We start from the raw sequence: 13,898 nt of genomic DNA on the forward strand, positions 1-13,898 counted from the left end.
GGTCACGCGCCCGGCATATCACCGTCGCGGCCATTGCGTCGTGCACGCAGCCATCGCATCATGAGGCCGACTGCAGCGATACCGGCGACCATGATCGGGATGGCGATCGGCCAGAGCGGTGCGAACCCGAGCAGGAAGGCGAGTGCCTCATAGCCGACGAACGATCCGGCGGCGACGTAGACCGTCGCACTCGCGGTGAAGAGCCTGACGTTGACGGCGGTGACGGCTGCGCGGAGGCGGGCCCCGAGCCGTCGCGGTGCGGGTGCGGCATCGACTCCCGACTCCGCGACAGACGGGTCGAGCGCATCAGACGGGGTGGGGTGACCGGCGGATTCGGGCATGTCGGTTCTCCGGAGCATCGTCGTGAGCATGGATGCGGAGAGCCGGCCGCAGCGACGAGTGAGTGATGCGGAGGCCGACTCAGGCGAGCACGGCGCCCGGCGCGCGTGGCCGCGCGGTGAAGTGCGGCCAGCTCGTGGCCGGCGGATGCGAGCGGGACCGCCGTCGCGCCCGACCGCGCGCACCGCCGACGCATGAGGGCACCGGCCGCAGGACGTGGAGGTACGCCAGTACCACCGCGATCGCGGCGGTGAACAGCATCGCGAGGCCGATACCGAGGAGCACGAGCGCACCGTCGGCATGCTGACCGAGCACCGGGGTGGCGAGCACCCAGATGAACTCGATGAGTTGAAGCGGCTCGTCGAACACGCCCCCATGCTATCCACCCGGCGATCCTCGTCGCGTCGCCGCCCGGGCTTTCGGTCAGTGCATGTTGTCGTTGCCCGTGACGTGGGTGGCGTAGCCCGAGCATCCCGCGTCTTCCCAGCGGTAGGCGGCGCCGACGCCGGCGTCGCCGTACATGGCGTCCCACCAGGCATCCGTGCCGTCGTCGAACTCGCCGAAACCCTTCTCGGCCATGCACGCAGCGATCGCCTCGCGGAACAACGCGAACTCCTCCTCCTGCGTGAGCGCGTCCGGGTCGGGCTCGGGCAGTGGGGCGGAGAGTGGGGTACCGGCCGCTCGGGCCACCGCGACAGCGTGCTCGCCCACCCCGAGGCATCCGCGTCGCTCCCACTCGCCGGCCGGCACCGACCAGGTCTCACGCGCCTCGCCGTAGAAGGCATTGAGCCACATGATCGACTGCTCGAAGCTCAGGCCTCGCGGCTGAGCGTCCTGGTTGAGCCAGGGTGCGGCGGGCAGGTACTCCACGCCCTTCGCGGCCATGCACTCGGCGATCACCTGCTCGCGTCCCATGTACTCCGAGCGGACCTCGTCGGACTCGAGCCCGGAGTCGAACGTGCCGGGCAGGGTGTCGACGGCCGACGCCCCATGCCCGGTCTGGTCGGTGACGGTCTCCACAGTCTCGCCGGCCGCCGCCACGCCCGAGGGCGGCGGCTCGAACAGGGGGATCTCGAACGCGCCGGCGACCGTGAGCGCGACCGCGCCGGCGCAGATCAAGATGCCGGCCATCGCGATGGGAGCAGCCACACGCCGGACGTTCATGACGACGCCTCGTCGGACTCGGCGGCGGCTTTCGGTGCAGACCACCAGACGCCCATCGAGAGGAAGAAGAGCACGGCCGCGCCGGCCGCGACCCGATTCAGCAACACCATCTGCGCGGTGGACGTCGAGAAGAACGCCGTGAAGGTCAGGCTCGTCTCCATCAGCGCGTAGGTGCCGAAGCGCACGAGCAGGTACGCCGCGACGGCGAGCACGAACCCGCCGAACGCGCGTCGGCGCGCGATCATGAGCAGCCACGACCCGACGATGGCCAGCACGAGGCCGACGACCGAGAGTTCGGCGACATCCGCCGCGCCGTGCCAGTCGCCGATGAGCACGCTGCGAGCGACGCGCCACACGATGAACCCGCCCCAGGCGACGAGCGCGACCGCGGCGAGGTGCGCGAGCGCCGGCATGGCGAGCGGAAAGGTGCCCCTCGGTGCGCCGATGGCGGCGCGGCGCAGTCGAGCGCCACGCCACGCGAGGTCGGCCGGGATGCCGCGGACCGCCCTCCCGAGGATCGACGCCGTCGCCCGTGCGCCCGCGTGCTCTCGTTCCTCGAAGAGGTCGGAGGCGAGCTCGGCCCGACGCTCGGCCGCGACCTCGTCGGGCAGGTCGGCGGTGTACCACCGGCACCAGGCGAGCACCGCGGCATCCGCCCGCCCTGCCGAGCGGTGTCGAATGCGAGCGGATGCCGCGAGCTCGACCCCGCTGTCGGGCCCGAGCGTCACGGCACTCATGCGAACGCCGATCTCGGGCGCGCTGCGACCACGGTGCGCTGCGCGGTCTCGGCCCGATAGGCGACCTCGCCAACGCCGGTCACCCGGTAGAGCCGCCGCCGAGGACGGCCCTCTTCGGCCGCGACGCTCGGGTCCTCCCATTCGGACTCGACGAGGCCGCGTTCAGCGAGACGGCTGAGCGCCTTGTAGAGGGTGCCGTGTGCCGTGAGCGTGGTGGCGCCGGCATGGTCGGCGATGCGCTTCGCGACGGCGAAGCCGTAGAAGTCGCCGTCTTCGGCCTGGAGCTCGAGACCTGCGCCGAGGATGTCGACCTCGAGGTCGACCAGCCGCCCTTCTCGTCTGCGTGGCATGCGTACAGCATAGGAAGCGCGAGCGGAGAAGTATAGGAAGATATCGACAAGCGCTATAGGAAGATATCCCAACTCTATAGGAAGATATCTGCCCATATGCTAGCGTCCCCTCAAGTCGCCTGATCGGGCGGCTCAGAAGGGACGGATATGAACACCAAGAGGGTGGTGTTTCGGACGATCGCCGGGGTGGCATTGACGGCGGCGTTCACGGGGGGATCGGCGATGGTCGCCGGAGCGGCCGGCGCGGGCGATCGGGGCGACATCACCGCGCCGACGGCATCCGCGGCCGGCGAGATCTCCGCCGCCGTGGCGAGCACGACATCTGCCGGCACGGTGGCGGGCGTGGGACCGCTCGCGGCGGAGGTCACGGTGACGCCGGCGCCGGAGACGGGAGCGACGGCTGCCGACGTGGGTGATCCCGCTGCGCTGGCGGGTCCCGCGCACTGCGAGGACTCGCAGCTCATCATGGACTTCGTCGAGCGGCCCGACCGGTCGACATCCGACGCCCTCGGCTTCGACCTGGTCTTCACGAACACCGGGTCGCAGCCGTGTTCGTTCGACGGGTGGCCGGGCCTGGTCGCCGAGGACGCGCACGGCGCGACCCTGACCTGGGCGCTCGCGTCCGGTTCGACGAGCACGCTGACGGTCCTGCCCCCGAGCGGAGGCCAGGCCGTCGCGGAAGGCACGGCGGTCCTGCCCTCCTCGACGGGGTGCGCCGCGGTGACCTCCGACCACCTGCGCGCCTACATCTCGTCGGACGGAGCGGGCGGCGGGATCGTCGACGACGTCCAGCTCTCCGTCTGCATCGACGGAACGTGGACGCTCTGGCTCGGGCCTCTGACAGCCGTCCACGGCGCACCGGGCGAGGTCACTCCGCCTGAGGATCCGGAGCCGGCCCCCGCGAAGTGCCAGGACGAGCAGCTGACGCTCGAGTACCTCGCTCGGCCCGACCTGTCGGTCGTGGGGGCATCCGGATTCGAGCTCGTGTTCACGAATGCGTCGGACACCGCGTGCTCGATGTGGGGATGGCCCGGCCTCATCGTGGAATCGGCCGACGGGACCCGGATCGGCTCGTCGTGGGCGGTCGGCGACGACATGGGCGAGCCGTTCGTGCTCGCCCACGGCGACGCGGCCATCGTGCTGGGCTCAGCACCCGACCCCGACGCCTGGGGCTGCGAGGCGGTGACGGCCGACCACCTGCGCGCCTACGTCACGTCCGACGGCGCGGGCCCCGGCGTCGTCGGCATCGCGCAGATCCCGGTCTGCGCCGATGGGTCGACCGTGCTCGAGATCGGGCCGTTCACCGCCGCCTGAGATCGTCGCCCGGGGGGAGGACGGCGCCGCGAGTCCGCTCGCGGCGCCGTTCCATACTCGTCACAGTCCAAGCGCCGTGCGGCTCAGACGAGGGCGTCGACGACCGGGGACGTCGGATGCACGGACTTCGAGTCGACCAGCGAGGCGAGCGCCGCGCGCATCCCCTGCAGGTCGGCGATCCGCCGGTCGAGCTCGGCGAGCTTCTCCGCGACCTGATCCGTCACGTCGTCGAGCTGGATGAGCTCGGGGTCGTCGGAGAGCCGCAGCACGTCGCGCGCTTCTCGCAGCGTGAACCCGAGCTCCTGGACCCGGCGGATGAATCGCACCCGCCGCACGGATTCCTGCGAGTATCGACGGTACCCGGCATCCGAACGACCGTCGGGCGCAAGGAGTCCCTGCCGTTCATAGAACCGGAGTGTGCTCACTGCGACACCGGTGGAGTGCGCGAGGCCGCCGGAGGTCAGCGTCGGCGCAGACGCAACAGGCCGCTGAGCTGCAGGATCAGCCATGTCACCTCCCCGATCGGGAACACGACGATGGTCGCACTCTGCCCATTCAACAGGGCCCAGGTCATCCAGATCGCGAATGCCGCACGGCCGGCCGTGTCGATCGCGATGAAGCGCGGCTCGGGGCGCAGGATCCGCGCGATCGCCCACATGGTCACGGCCGTGCCGAACGTGCTCGTGAACATGTCGACCGTGCACCACGGTGCAGGGTCAAGTGCGTCAGGCCGGTGTTGCGATGATTGATCTGTACCGGTAAAGTCTGTACCGGTACAGATGAAAGGAGACAGCCTCATGGACCCGATGATGCTGACCTCGGTCGTCCTGCTCGCGAACGAGGAAGGGTGGAAGGCTCCCCGACGTGCTCGCCGATCCCCCCATCGATTCCGCGCGAGCCTCGCTCGGGGGCTGCGCTCGCTCGCGGCCGCCATCGAAGTGAAGCCCACGACGATCTGCCCCGAGCCGGTGGCTGCGCGCTGACGCGGCATCCGGTCCACCTGGCGACTCGGCGAGAATGGACACGTGACGCAGTGGAGGACCCCATGGCGCGCGTGACGCTGCGCACGATCGCCGAGGAGCTCGGTGTGAGCCGGATGACCGTCTCGAACGCGTTCTCCCGGCCCGATCAGCTCTCCCCGGCACTGCGCGACCGCATCCTCGAGACCGCGGAACGACTCGGCTACGCCGGCCCCGACCCGTCTGCCCGCGCACTCGCTCGCGGACGGACGGGCGTCGTGGGCATGGTGCTGACCGAGGACCCCCGCGACGCGTTCCGCGATGACGTCGCGATCGGATTCACCCGGGCGGTGACGGAGTCCCTCGCCGACGCCGGGTACTCGTTGGCGCTGCTGCACAACGGATCCGGCGACGTCATCCCCGCGCGCGACGTCGCCATGGATGGTGCCATCGTCTACGCATGCACGCCGCAGAGCGAAGCGGTGCGACACCTGCTCGGGCGTCATCTGCCCATCGTCCGGGTCGAGGGGCTGCCGATCGAGGGCGTCGCCGGCGTCTCCCTCGACGACGAGGCCGGCTCCGCCGAGGCCGCCGCACACCTCGTCGATCTCGGACATCGCGAGATCGCGATCGTCACGGTCGGCTTCGATGCCGACGGCGACCGGATGTCGGAGCCCCCGCCGACGCATCTGGCGATCGTCCGGCGCCGCATGACCGGCTGGCTGCGCGCGCTCACGGCAGCGGGCATCCGGCCCCGGATCTACGCCGCCCCAGGACCTCACATCGACGGCGTGCTTCGGTCGCGCATCGATCACCTCCTCGACGACGCGCCGACGGCGGTGCTCGCCTTCTCCGATCTCGCGGCGCTCGAAGTCATCGAGCGCGCCCGTGCGCGCGGCATGGATCTCCCGGCTTCCCTCTCGGTCGTGGGCTTCGACGACAATCCCATCGCCCAACGGGTCAGTCCTCGCCTGACGACCGTGCGGCAGGACCTGCAGCGGAAGGGCGAGGTCACCGTCGCCGCACTCCTGCGACAGCTCGAGGGCCGGGCTCCCGAGTCACCCGACCCGCTCCCCACCGAACTCGTCATCCGCGAATCGACCGCCCCACCGCCCCGCCGCGCGTGACGCACGAAGACGCGCCACGTGCCCCTCGCCCGGTGGCGCGGGCTCGTCGGCGTCACACGATGAAAAGGCCTTCGACCCCGGCCAATGGGCTGGTGTCCTCCACGCCGGAGTCGTCCAGCCCGAGCGTCATGAGGCTGGTCAGTCCGGCCAACGGCGCGACATCCGTGAGTGAGGTGTTGCCGTAGAGGTAGAGCTCCTCGAGGCGGGTCATCCCGGCAAGGGGAGTGAGGTCGGACAGGTTCACGTTGTACGACAGCACGAGGTACGTGAGCCCGGTCAAGCCGGCCAGCGGCTGCAGGTCGGTGAGGTCCGGCATCTGCGTCACGGTGAGTCTCGTCAGGCCGGTCAGCTCCGCCAACGGGGTCAGGTCGGTGACGGCGGGAACCCTCGCAAGGAGGAGGTGGTCCAGGCCCGACATCTCCGCCAGCGGACGGATGTCGGTGAGGGCGGCAAGCCCGGACAGTGCAAGGCGGTCGAGACCGGTGAGCTCCGCCAGGGGGCCGATATCCGTGAGGGACGGGCTGTCGGACAGCTCGATGTAGGCAAGGTCGGTCAGTGCGGCCACCGGGCCGACGTCCGTCAGCAGCGGGTTGTCCAGCAGGACGAGCGTTTCGAGCGTCGGGTGGTCGGCCAGCTCCGCGAGCGCAGTGAGGTCGGAGAGTGCCGGGTTGTCGATCAGGAGCAGCTCAGTGAGCTTCGGAAGTGCGAGGAGTTGCTCGATGCCGTCGAGCGACGTCATGTTCCTGCAGTCCACCGTGGTCAGCAGTGCACGGTCAGCGATTCCGTTCAGTGCCATGCTGTAGGCGATGCACCCGTCGATCGTGCCCTCCACGGGCAGGGTCGGTGGCCACGTCGGGGTCGAGCTCGCCGTCGCCCCGACGGCGTCGGGCTGATCGGTGGCGATGGCGGTTCCACAGCCGCTGAGGCCGACCGCGGCCAGAACCACCCCCAGCACGCCCGCGGCCTGTCGGAGCCATTGAACGGATGCGCGCACGGAAGGCCTCCTGATCGCCGCCGGTCAGAGCGGATGGACGGCGGGCTGTTCCTGCCCCTGGATCGACGGCTCCCACTCGGGTTCACCCAGCGGCTCATCGCCGGAGTCCGGTTGCGCGATGGGCTCGACGGGGGCAGCGGCCTGCGGCAGGCTGCCGAGGCGATCCACCTGCTCGGTGAGCGCGTCGAGGACCGAGCGCAACTGGATCTGCGCGACCTGGGCGTAGGTGCGCACGTACTCGATCTCGGGAACAGCCGGGCCTGGATGCGACGCGAGCGACTCGGTCGCCTGGCCCGCGCTGCTCTCGGCACGTTCGAGGATCTCGCGGTACTGGTTGCGAGCCGTGAGCACCAGGTCACGCGCGTATCGTTCGGCGTCGGCGACCGCCTTGTCGGCGATCAGCTGCGCCTGCGTGAGCAGTCCGACGGCTCCGGCCGTGATCTCGTCTTCGTCGGCCGGGGTGGCCGACTCGCGGAGCCCGGCGTTCTCGGCCCGGAGATCGGCGAGCTCCTGCTGAACGCCGGCCGCGGCCTCCCGGACGTCCGCGATCGCCTGCGAGAGCCGGGACATGAACCGGTCGACCTCGAGTCGGTCGTACGCGCCGCCCCGCATCTTCATGGTGAACGACACGGGCTGGGCGACCGGCAGGTCGCCGACGGCGTCGGCCAGGGCATTCGCCGGCGCGGCGCCGGACGTGGCCGCGGTGCCGGACGCCGGCGCGGCGCCGGACGTGGCCGCGGTGCCGGGCGCACCGCCCGACGCGTCGCCGGGCGCGGCCGCGGGGCTGTCGGGGTCGGTTCCGTTCTGCGTCATGCGTGGTCCCCCTATGCGCTCTGCGACAGCCGAGACGGCTGCGGGTGGTGGGTTTGGTGCTGCACGGCGTGACTCTCTTCGTCGAGGGTGGCGAACTGCTCGAATCGGACGTCGTCGTGGTCGATCCCCGCGTCGCGGAGCCGAGCGACCGTGTGCCGCACCATCGCGGGCGATCCGCACACGAGCGCGAGACGTGCGCGCAGCGGGCCGCTCTCGGCGGCCACATCGCCGACGCGGCCTGTTCTGCCCGGGTAGCTCGGGTCGTCGGAGACCACCGGCGTGTACGTGAACCACGGCCTGCCGGCGAGGTTCTGGAACAACCGGTTCTCGTAGAGGTTCCACGGCAACCGCGCACCGTGGAACAGGTGGACGTGCGGTGCCCGGCCCGTCGACTTCCAGTCCTGATCGATGCGTTCCAGGTGGGCTCGCAGCGGAGCCAGGCCGGTGCCGCCGGCGATCAGGATGAGGTCGCGATCGCGGTCGCCGTCGTCCAACGTCAGCGCGCGGCCGACCGGTGCGCCGAGCCGCACGGTTTCGCCGACCTCGAGGGAGCGGACGATGGTGCTGCTCACCTGGCCACCGGGAACCATCTGGACGTGGAACTCGATGCTGCCGTCGCGGCGCGGCGCGTTGGCGGGGCTGAGGTAGCGCCACAGCCGGGGCCGCGAGGCGATCTCGACCGCCACCGACTGTCCGGGCACGAACGGCAGCTCATGCTCGGGGCGGACCTGGACGACCGCGAGGTCGAGGCCCCTCCGCTCCACCGAGGCGACGTGGCCCGACCAGTATGCCGGGCTGGTGCGTTCCGATGCCTCGGCAGCCTGCACCATCACGGTCGCGATCACGCCGTAGGCCTCGGCCCAGTCGGTCGCGACCTCGTTCGTCCATCGCTCACCGAGGAAGTGCTTCAGCGTTGCGAGCAGCGACGCTCCGACGGCGTTGTAGTGCGCCGAGATGACCTCGAAACGCCGGTGATCGCGGCCCAACTGCCGGACGAATGCGGCGACCTCGTCGAGTTGATCCACGTTCGACACGATGCGACCGAGTGCACCGACGAGCCGATCGCGTTGTGTCGCCATCGAGACCGGGAACATGCTCCGCAGCTCGGGGTGGGACAGGAAGAGATGCGAGTAGAAGAACAGCGGCACCTCGTCGCCGAGGCCCTCGGCCAGCGCCCACGTCTGCTTCAGTGCGGCGGTGTCCACCGCGTCACGCGCCCGCTGAGCGGCTCTCGACGATGTCGGCCTCGGTGCCCGCGATGGTGGCGACGACACGGTCGATGATGTCGCGGTCGACGCCGGCCTCCGTCAGCGCCGTCACCAGGTGACCGGCCACGGCGGCGAAGTCGCCGTCGGAGATGTTCATGCCCTCGTGCGCCGCTCGCAGCTCACGGCCCTCGTAGCCGACCGGGCCACCCATGACCTGCGACACCAGAGCGACCTGGTGACGCTTGAGCCGCACCATCTCGGTGCCGTCGAAGTACCCGCGCAGCCGGTCGTCGCCGAGCACGAGCTGGTAGAAGCGATCCACCACTGCGGAGATGGCGGGTGCTCCTCCAACGGCGGCGTAGTCGCTTCGTTCTTCGAGGTCGGGCTGGGTCATCGGCTCATCCAATCGCTGGCAGGGCAGGAGCCTCCTTTCCTAGCAGAAGGGAATCGGTGAGCGCGTCCGGTTCTCCACAGGCCGCGACGACACGTGGCCGTTGCGCTCATCGTTCGGGCCTGCAATACTTTTCTTCGTGGCTAACTATTCTGACGAACTCGACGGCGTGCTCGTCGCCATCGCCGATCCCACGCGTCGCGAGGTGGTCCGCCGGCTCGGACACGGCCCGGCGAGTGTCGGCGAGCTGGCGCGACACTTCCCGATCACCCTGCCCTCGTTCATGAAGCACCTGCGCGCCCTCGAGTCGAGCGGACTCGTGCGCACGGCGAAGTCCGGCCGCGTGCGCACCTGCGCGCTCAACCGTGAGCGACTCGCGCTGCTCGACGGCTGGCTCGCCGAACAGCGGGCGATCTGGGACGCGCGCACCGACCGCCTCGAAGCCCTCGTCGCCCCTCAGGAGGAGAACCGATGATCACCATCACCAGCCCCGCGATCGATCCCGATCTCGACCTCACGCTGCAGCGGGTCATCCGCGCGCCGCGACATGACGTGTGGCGCGCCTGGACGGTTGCCGCTCTCCTCGAACGATGGTGGGTGCCCGCGCCGACGACGGCGCGCGTCGATGTCCTCGACGTTCGCCCCGGCGGCGGGTTCGTCACGCGAATGAGCGACGACGGCGTGGAGTTCGTGCCGCATTCCGATGCCCTGTTCCTCGTCGTCGATCAGGACGAGCGGCTGGTGTTCACGAACGCGATCGACAGCTCGTGGCGTCCGGCGACGCCCACGCCGGTGGCGATGACCGCCGAGATCATCTTCGCGGAGCATCCGGATGGCACCGAGTACCGCGTCATCGTCAGACACCGCGATCCGGCCGACCGGAGCCGGCACGAGGAACTCGGGTTCTTCGACGGCTGGGGCGCGGTCACCGAGGCGCTCGCCACGCTCGTGGAGGCGGGCGTGGTGTAACCTCCCGGTCAGGTGACGCGACCGCCGTTGCATCCGTCGGCCGCGAGGTCAAGGGCGTTCCCCTTCCCGCTCGAAGCGCCCAGACTGGGCTGGAGATGTCCGCTGGAGATGTCCACAAGGTGGGAACCAGATGTTCGGGGTGGGAACCAGATGTTCGGGGCGGGAACCAGAGCGGTGAACGGGGAGCCATGCGTGTGACGAGGATCATCATCGAACGGCGAGAGTATCGGCTTCCGGCTGATCAGAGCCTCGAAGCGATCATGGCGACGATCACCGAACTGGTCCGCGCGGGAGGCGGCTTCGTCGAACTCCTCGGCACTCCTCGACGGGCGGTGAACGTGCTCGTCTCTCCCGGAACGAGCCTGTCGATCGAGGTCGCGGACGTCGAGGATCCGGAGCCCAGACCGGTGCCGGCCGAAGCGGAACGGTGGGAGACCTCCGCGCTGGATCCCTTCGAGATGATCTGAGAGAAGGACGAGATGGGAGTACTGAATTACGGTGACCACGCGTTCGACATGGACGACCGGCTCCTCGCGCACCTCCAGCTGATCATCGGCGTCAAGCTCCGCCGCGGTGAGAACTTCTTCATGAGCTGGAAGGCGCCGACCGCCTCGGGTGAAGGACGCCATGCGGTGTGGATCGACAACGGCGTCCCCGTCTACGTCGAGTACTCGACCGGCGTCGAGCCGAAGCTCAACCTGGCCTGGGCCGAGAAGCTCGCAGACCTCGCATCGAAGGGGGGCGGTCTGGTCATCCAGGCCGAGGACGTCCCCGTCGTGATGCCCGAAGACCCTGAAGACCCGTCGCAGGCGCAGGGAGAAGGGCATGAACCCGCTTGAGGGAAGGAAGTCGACCATGAACCGCAATACCGCTTCACACCGCGGGCGGATGGACGGGGCGGACGCGCTGCACCAGGCGAAGCGGCCCCGTGTGGCGCTCGCCGGACCCTACGGCCACCCGTTCCACCCGATCCTCGTGACGATCCCGATCGGCGCGTGGATCGCGAGTGTCGTGTTCGACCTCGTCTCGCTCCTCGTCGACGACCCGGAGCCGTACGCGATCGGCGCGACCCTGCTCGTGGGCATCGGACTCGTCGGCGCCGCGCTCGCCGCCGTCTTCGGACTCCTCGACCTGCTGCAGCTCGCCCCCGGCACGCCGGCCAGACGCACCGGTCTCACGCACATGGCGCTGAACCTCGGCGTCGTCGCGGTGTTCCTGATCAGCCTCATCATCCGCCTCGCCGACGAGCCGGGCGACGTGAACATCACGGCCATCGTGCTCGGCGTGTTCGGCGTGCTCGTGCTCGGCGTCTCGGGATGGCTCGGCGGCAAGCTCGCCTACCACTACGGGGTTCGCGTGGCCGACGAGCACGAGCAGTCGGCCGGGTTCCGACGGGAGGGCTGATGTCACGCAACGTCCGCACGATGGCCTGCACGCCGCAGGCGGTGTTCGAGGTGCTCGCCGACGGCTGGCTGTATCCGTCGTGGGTGGTCGGCGCGTCCCGCATGCGCGACGTGGACCGCGACTGGCCCGCTGAGGGAAGCGAACTGCACCACTCCGTGGGCGTGTGGCCCCTCCTCATCGACGACGAGACGGTGAGCCTCGAATGGCATCCGCCGGTGCGCGCCGTCATGCGCGCGAAGGGGTGGCCGATCGGGGAGGCGAGCGTCACCATCGACGTTCGCGAGCGGGGCGACGGATGTGTCGTGCGCATCCAGGAGGAAGCGGTCGAGGGGCCTGGCAGCTGGATCCCGCGCTTCCTCACCGAGCCGATGCTGTACGTGCGGAACCGCGAGACACTGCAGCGCCTCGCGTATCTGGCCGAGGGACGCGAGAGCAACAGGACGCCCTGATGCCCGTCGCCGTGGTGCTGGGTGGATCGGCCGGACCCGGGCGCGCCGTCGTCCGGCGTCCTCGGCCACGCACCCGGGTGGGAGAATCGACCGTGTTCGCGATTCCCGGAAACCGGCATGCGGCATCCGCGATCGCCGCAGCGGCGGGCGCCGTCTCGGCCGGCGTCGCAGCCGCCGGAATCGCCCTCGCCCGGAGGCGGGCCCGATGACCGACGTGGACGCGGTCGTCGTCGGTGCCGGGCCGAACGGACTCGCCGCCGCGGTCACGCTCGCGCGCGCGGGTCTGCGCGTGCACGTCTTCGAGCGCAACCCCACCATCGGCGGCGGTGCGCGCACCTCGGAACTCACGCTGCCCGGCTTCCGGCACGACGTGTGCTCGGCGGTGCATCCGATGGCCCTCGCCTCGCGCTTCTTCCGCGACTTCGAGCTGTCCCGCCGCATCGAACTGCGCCAGCCGCCCATCTCGTACGCGCACCCGCTCGACGGCGGCCGAGCGGGGCTCGCCTACCGCGACCTCGACCGCACGGCAGCCGAGCTCGGCCGCGACGGCGAGGCGTACCGGCGCCTCATGGCGCCGCTCGTGGCGCGGGCCGACGAGGTCGCGTCGTTCACGGGGAGCAACCTCGTGGGCCTGCCGGAGCATCCGCTGACCACGATCCTGTTCGGACTGCGCGCCCTCGAGCAGGGATCACCGCTCTGGAACGCCCGGTTCGCCGAGGAGCTTGCGCCGGCCATGCTCACCGGCGTGGCGGCGCACACCATCCTCCCGATGCCGGGTCTCGCCTCGGCGGGTGCCGGCCTGGCGCTCGGCACCTACGCCCATGCGCGTGGGTGGCCGATCCCGGTCGGCGGCAGCCAGGCGATCGTCGACGCCCTCGCCGACGACCTCCTCGCGCACGGCGGTACCATCACCACGGACGCCGAGATCACCGACCTCGGCCAGTTGCCGTCATCGCGAGCGGTGCTGCTGGATGTCACGCCGAAGGCCCTCCTGCGCATGGCCCGGGCGCGGATGCCGTGGGCCTATGCCCGATCGCTGCGCCGATTCCGCTACGGCAACGGCGTCGCCAAGGTCGACTTCGCGCTCTCGGCGCCGGTACCGTGGGCGAACCCCGCGCTCGCGGGGGCGGGAACCGTGCACCTCGGCGGCACCCGCGCCGAGATCGCCCGCGCCGAGGTCGGGGTCACCAAGGGCCACCACGCCGCCTCGCCGTACGTGCTCGTGTCGCAGCCGACGATCGTCGACCCGTCGCGGGCACCCGCCGGACTGCACGTGCTCTGGACGTACACGCACGTTCCACGAGGCTCGGATCGCGACCAGCAGGAGGCGGTCACCCGGCAGGTCGAGCGCTTCGCGCCGGGATTCCGCGACGTCGTGCTGGCCGTCTCGAGCCAGACGGCCCTCGACGTCGAGGAGCACAACCCGAACTACGTGCTCGGCGACATCGCCGCGGGCACGCCGTCGATGACGCAGTTCGTGCGCCGCCCGGTGGTCTCGACCGATCCATGGCGCACCCCCGTGCGCGGGGTGTACCTCGCGTCCGCATCGACGCCGCCGGGTCCCGGGGTCACGGGACTCAACGGCTGGTACGCGGCGCTCAGCGCGCTGCGCCACGAGTTCGGGATCCGGGCGCTGCCGAACCTGGCGCTCCAGTCGTCGTCGCCGGCGTAACGTGATCG

Annotated in this window: 21 protein-coding genes; 10 read left to right on the plus strand and 11 right to left on the minus strand. The window is 70.4% G+C overall.

Annotated features, from left to right (window positions below):
* Window positions 1-2: 2 nt before the first annotated feature.
* The 5 genes from ACVFI9_RS19695 to ACVFI9_RS19715 form a co-directional block, all read right to left on the minus strand.
* Entirely contained in the window at window positions 3-341 is a 339-nt protein-coding gene (locus tag ACVFI9_RS19695) for a hypothetical protein (RefSeq protein WP_474763868.1), read from the minus strand.
* A 79-nt stretch (window positions 342-420) separates the two neighbouring features.
* On the minus strand, window positions 421-708 hold the full coding sequence (locus ACVFI9_RS19700; protein WP_474763869.1) for a hypothetical protein: 288 nt from the start codon (window positions 706-708) through the stop codon (window positions 421-423).
* A gap of 54 nt (window positions 709-762) precedes the next feature.
* Window positions 763-1,503: a hypothetical protein gene (locus tag ACVFI9_RS19705; protein WP_474763870.1), complete on the minus strand. Its 741-nt coding sequence runs from the start codon at window positions 1,501-1,503 to the stop codon at window positions 763-765.
* A complete protein-coding gene (locus ACVFI9_RS19710; protein ID WP_474763871.1) occupies window positions 1,500-2,240 on the minus strand; it encodes a hypothetical protein in 741 nt (246 codons plus the stop codon). The genes ACVFI9_RS19705 and ACVFI9_RS19710 overlap by 4 nt, the downstream gene beginning before the upstream one ends.
* Window positions 2,237-2,590: a PadR family transcriptional regulator gene (locus ACVFI9_RS19715; protein ID WP_474763872.1), complete on the minus strand. Its 354-nt coding sequence runs from the start codon at window positions 2,588-2,590 to the stop codon at window positions 2,237-2,239. Before ACVFI9_RS19715 ends, ACVFI9_RS19710 begins: the two co-directional genes overlap by 4 nt.
* 186 nt (window positions 2,591-2,776) lie before the next feature.
* Between ACVFI9_RS19715 and ACVFI9_RS19720 the strand changes: the two genes are divergently transcribed.
* Window positions 2,777-3,904, plus strand: coding sequence for a DUF4232 domain-containing protein (locus ACVFI9_RS19720; RefSeq protein ID WP_474763873.1), 1,128 nt, complete (start codon window positions 2,777-2,779; stop codon window positions 3,902-3,904).
* Between the two features lie 83 nt (window positions 3,905-3,987).
* Here the strand turns inward: ACVFI9_RS19720 and ACVFI9_RS19725 are convergent, their stop codons facing one another.
* Window positions 3,988-4,329, minus strand: a complete 342-nt coding sequence (locus tag ACVFI9_RS19725; RefSeq protein WP_474763874.1) for a MerR family DNA-binding protein — start codon at window positions 4,327-4,329, stop codon at window positions 3,988-3,990.
* A 35-nt stretch (window positions 4,330-4,364) separates the two neighbouring features.
* A complete protein-coding gene (locus ACVFI9_RS19730; RefSeq protein ID WP_474763875.1) occupies window positions 4,365-4,595 on the minus strand; it encodes a hypothetical protein in 231 nt (76 codons plus the stop codon).
* Window positions 4,596-4,701: 106 nt separating this feature from the next.
* Here ACVFI9_RS19730 and ACVFI9_RS19735 point away from each other — a divergent pair, with 106 nt between their 5' ends.
* Both ACVFI9_RS19735 and ACVFI9_RS19740 read left to right on the plus strand, forming a co-directional pair.
* The gene (locus ACVFI9_RS19735) at window positions 4,702-4,887 is read left to right on the plus strand and encodes a hypothetical protein (RefSeq protein WP_474763876.1); all 186 of its coding nucleotides are present in this window, start codon (window positions 4,702-4,704) and stop codon (window positions 4,885-4,887) included.
* A 62-nt stretch (window positions 4,888-4,949) separates the two neighbouring features.
* Window positions 4,950-5,990 (plus strand): LacI family DNA-binding transcriptional regulator, encoded by a 1,041-nt coding sequence (locus ACVFI9_RS19740; protein WP_474763877.1) that lies wholly within the window; start codon window positions 4,950-4,952, stop codon window positions 5,988-5,990.
* Between the two features lie 52 nt (window positions 5,991-6,042).
* Here the strand turns inward: ACVFI9_RS19740 and ACVFI9_RS19745 are convergent, their stop codons facing one another.
* The 4 genes from ACVFI9_RS19745 to ACVFI9_RS19760 are packed head-to-tail and all read right to left on the minus strand — an operon-like array spanning window position 6,043 to window position 9,399.
* Complete coding sequence (locus tag ACVFI9_RS19745) at window positions 6,043-6,984, minus strand: leucine-rich repeat domain-containing protein (RefSeq protein WP_474763878.1); 942 nt, start codon at window positions 6,982-6,984, stop codon at window positions 6,043-6,045.
* A 24-nt stretch (window positions 6,985-7,008) separates the two neighbouring features.
* On the minus strand, window positions 7,009-7,797 hold the full coding sequence (locus tag ACVFI9_RS19750; protein ID WP_474763879.1) for a DivIVA domain-containing protein: 789 nt from the start codon (window positions 7,795-7,797) through the stop codon (window positions 7,009-7,011).
* 11 nt (window positions 7,798-7,808) lie between these two features.
* Window positions 7,809-9,002 carry a globin domain-containing protein gene (locus ACVFI9_RS19755; protein ID WP_474763880.1) on the minus strand — a complete coding sequence of 398 codons (1,194 nt, stop codon included), beginning with the start codon at window positions 9,000-9,002 and terminating at the stop codon, window positions 7,809-7,811.
* A 4-nt stretch (window positions 9,003-9,006) separates the two neighbouring features.
* On the minus strand, window positions 9,007-9,399 hold the full coding sequence (locus ACVFI9_RS19760) for a group I truncated hemoglobin (RefSeq protein WP_474763881.1): 393 nt from the start codon (window positions 9,397-9,399) through the stop codon (window positions 9,007-9,009).
* 136 nt (window positions 9,400-9,535) lie between these two features.
* Between ACVFI9_RS19760 and ACVFI9_RS19765 the strand changes: the two genes are divergently transcribed.
* From ACVFI9_RS19765 to ACVFI9_RS19795, 7 genes are all read left to right on the plus strand, one after another.
* Window positions 9,536-9,871 carry an ArsR/SmtB family transcription factor gene (locus tag ACVFI9_RS19765; protein ID WP_474763882.1) on the plus strand — a complete coding sequence of 112 codons (336 nt, stop codon included), beginning with the start codon at window positions 9,536-9,538 and terminating at the stop codon, window positions 9,869-9,871.
* Window positions 9,868-10,365 carry an SRPBCC domain-containing protein gene (locus ACVFI9_RS19770; RefSeq protein ID WP_474763883.1) on the plus strand — a complete coding sequence of 166 codons (498 nt, stop codon included), beginning with the start codon at window positions 9,868-9,870 and terminating at the stop codon, window positions 10,363-10,365. The genes ACVFI9_RS19765 and ACVFI9_RS19770 overlap by 4 nt, the downstream gene beginning before the upstream one ends.
* Before the next feature lie 260 nt (window positions 10,366-10,625).
* Window positions 10,626-10,832, plus strand: a complete 207-nt coding sequence (locus tag ACVFI9_RS19775; RefSeq protein WP_474763884.1) for a hypothetical protein — start codon at window positions 10,626-10,628, stop codon at window positions 10,830-10,832.
* A gap of 12 nt (window positions 10,833-10,844) precedes the next feature.
* Complete coding sequence (locus ACVFI9_RS19780) at window positions 10,845-11,204, plus strand: DUF7882 family protein (protein ID WP_474763885.1); 360 nt, start codon at window positions 10,845-10,847, stop codon at window positions 11,202-11,204.
* Window positions 11,205-11,220: 16 nt separating this feature from the next.
* The gene (locus ACVFI9_RS19785) at window positions 11,221-11,769 is read left to right on the plus strand and encodes a DUF2231 domain-containing protein (RefSeq protein ID WP_474763886.1); all 549 of its coding nucleotides are present in this window, start codon (window positions 11,221-11,223) and stop codon (window positions 11,767-11,769) included.
* Complete coding sequence (locus ACVFI9_RS19790) at window positions 11,769-12,218, plus strand: SRPBCC family protein (protein ID WP_474763887.1); 450 nt, start codon at window positions 11,769-11,771, stop codon at window positions 12,216-12,218. The genes ACVFI9_RS19785 and ACVFI9_RS19790 overlap by 1 nt, the downstream gene beginning before the upstream one ends.
* 205 nt (window positions 12,219-12,423) lie before the next feature.
* A complete protein-coding gene (locus ACVFI9_RS19795) occupies window positions 12,424-13,890 on the plus strand; it encodes a phytoene desaturase family protein (protein WP_474763888.1) in 1,467 nt (488 codons plus the stop codon).
* Window positions 13,891-13,898 lie beyond the last annotated feature (8 nt).

This window comes from Agromyces sp. NSFZ (genome assembly GCF_056156205.1).

Bases quoted from the DNA above. Each gene is read 5' to 3' on its own strand.
- ACVFI9_RS19695 (WP_474763868.1), bottom strand. From the start codon at position 341: ATGCCCGAATCCGCCGGTCACCCCACCCCGTCTGATGCGCTCGACCCG.
- ACVFI9_RS19705 (WP_474763870.1), bottom strand. From the start codon at position 1,503: ATGAACGTCCGGCGTGTGGCTGCTCCCATCGCGATGGCCGGCATCTTG.
- ACVFI9_RS19710 (WP_474763871.1), bottom strand. From the start codon at position 2,240: ATGAGTGCCGTGACGCTCGGGCCCGACAGCGGGGTCGAGCTCGCGGCA.
- ACVFI9_RS19715 (WP_474763872.1), bottom strand. From the start codon at position 2,590: ATGCCACGCAGACGAGAAGGGCGGCTGGTCGACCTCGAGGTCGACATC.
- ACVFI9_RS19730 (WP_474763875.1), bottom strand. From the start codon at position 4,595: ATGTTCACGAGCACGTTCGGCACGGCCGTGACCATGTGGGCGATCGCG.
- ACVFI9_RS19735 (WP_474763876.1), top strand. From the start codon at position 4,702: ATGGACCCGATGATGCTGACCTCGGTCGTCCTGCTCGCGAACGAGGAA.
- ACVFI9_RS19740 (WP_474763877.1), top strand. From the start codon at position 4,950: ATGGCGCGCGTGACGCTGCGCACGATCGCCGAGGAGCTCGGTGTGAGC.
- ACVFI9_RS19750 (WP_474763879.1), bottom strand. From the start codon at position 7,797: ATGACGCAGAACGGAACCGACCCCGACAGCCCCGCGGCCGCGCCCGGC.
- ACVFI9_RS19760 (WP_474763881.1), bottom strand. From the start codon at position 9,399: ATGACCCAGCCCGACCTCGAAGAACGAAGCGACTACGCCGCCGTTGGA.
- ACVFI9_RS19770 (WP_474763883.1), top strand. From the start codon at position 9,868: ATGATCACCATCACCAGCCCCGCGATCGATCCCGATCTCGACCTCACG.
- ACVFI9_RS19775 (WP_474763884.1), top strand. From the start codon at position 10,626: ATGGCGACGATCACCGAACTGGTCCGCGCGGGAGGCGGCTTCGTCGAA.
- ACVFI9_RS19780 (WP_474763885.1), top strand. From the start codon at position 10,845: ATGGGAGTACTGAATTACGGTGACCACGCGTTCGACATGGACGACCGG.
- ACVFI9_RS19785 (WP_474763886.1), top strand. From the start codon at position 11,221: ATGAACCGCAATACCGCTTCACACCGCGGGCGGATGGACGGGGCGGAC.
- ACVFI9_RS19790 (WP_474763887.1), top strand. From the start codon at position 11,769: ATGTCACGCAACGTCCGCACGATGGCCTGCACGCCGCAGGCGGTGTTC.
- ACVFI9_RS19795 (WP_474763888.1), top strand. From the start codon at position 12,424: ATGACCGACGTGGACGCGGTCGTCGTCGGTGCCGGGCCGAACGGACTC.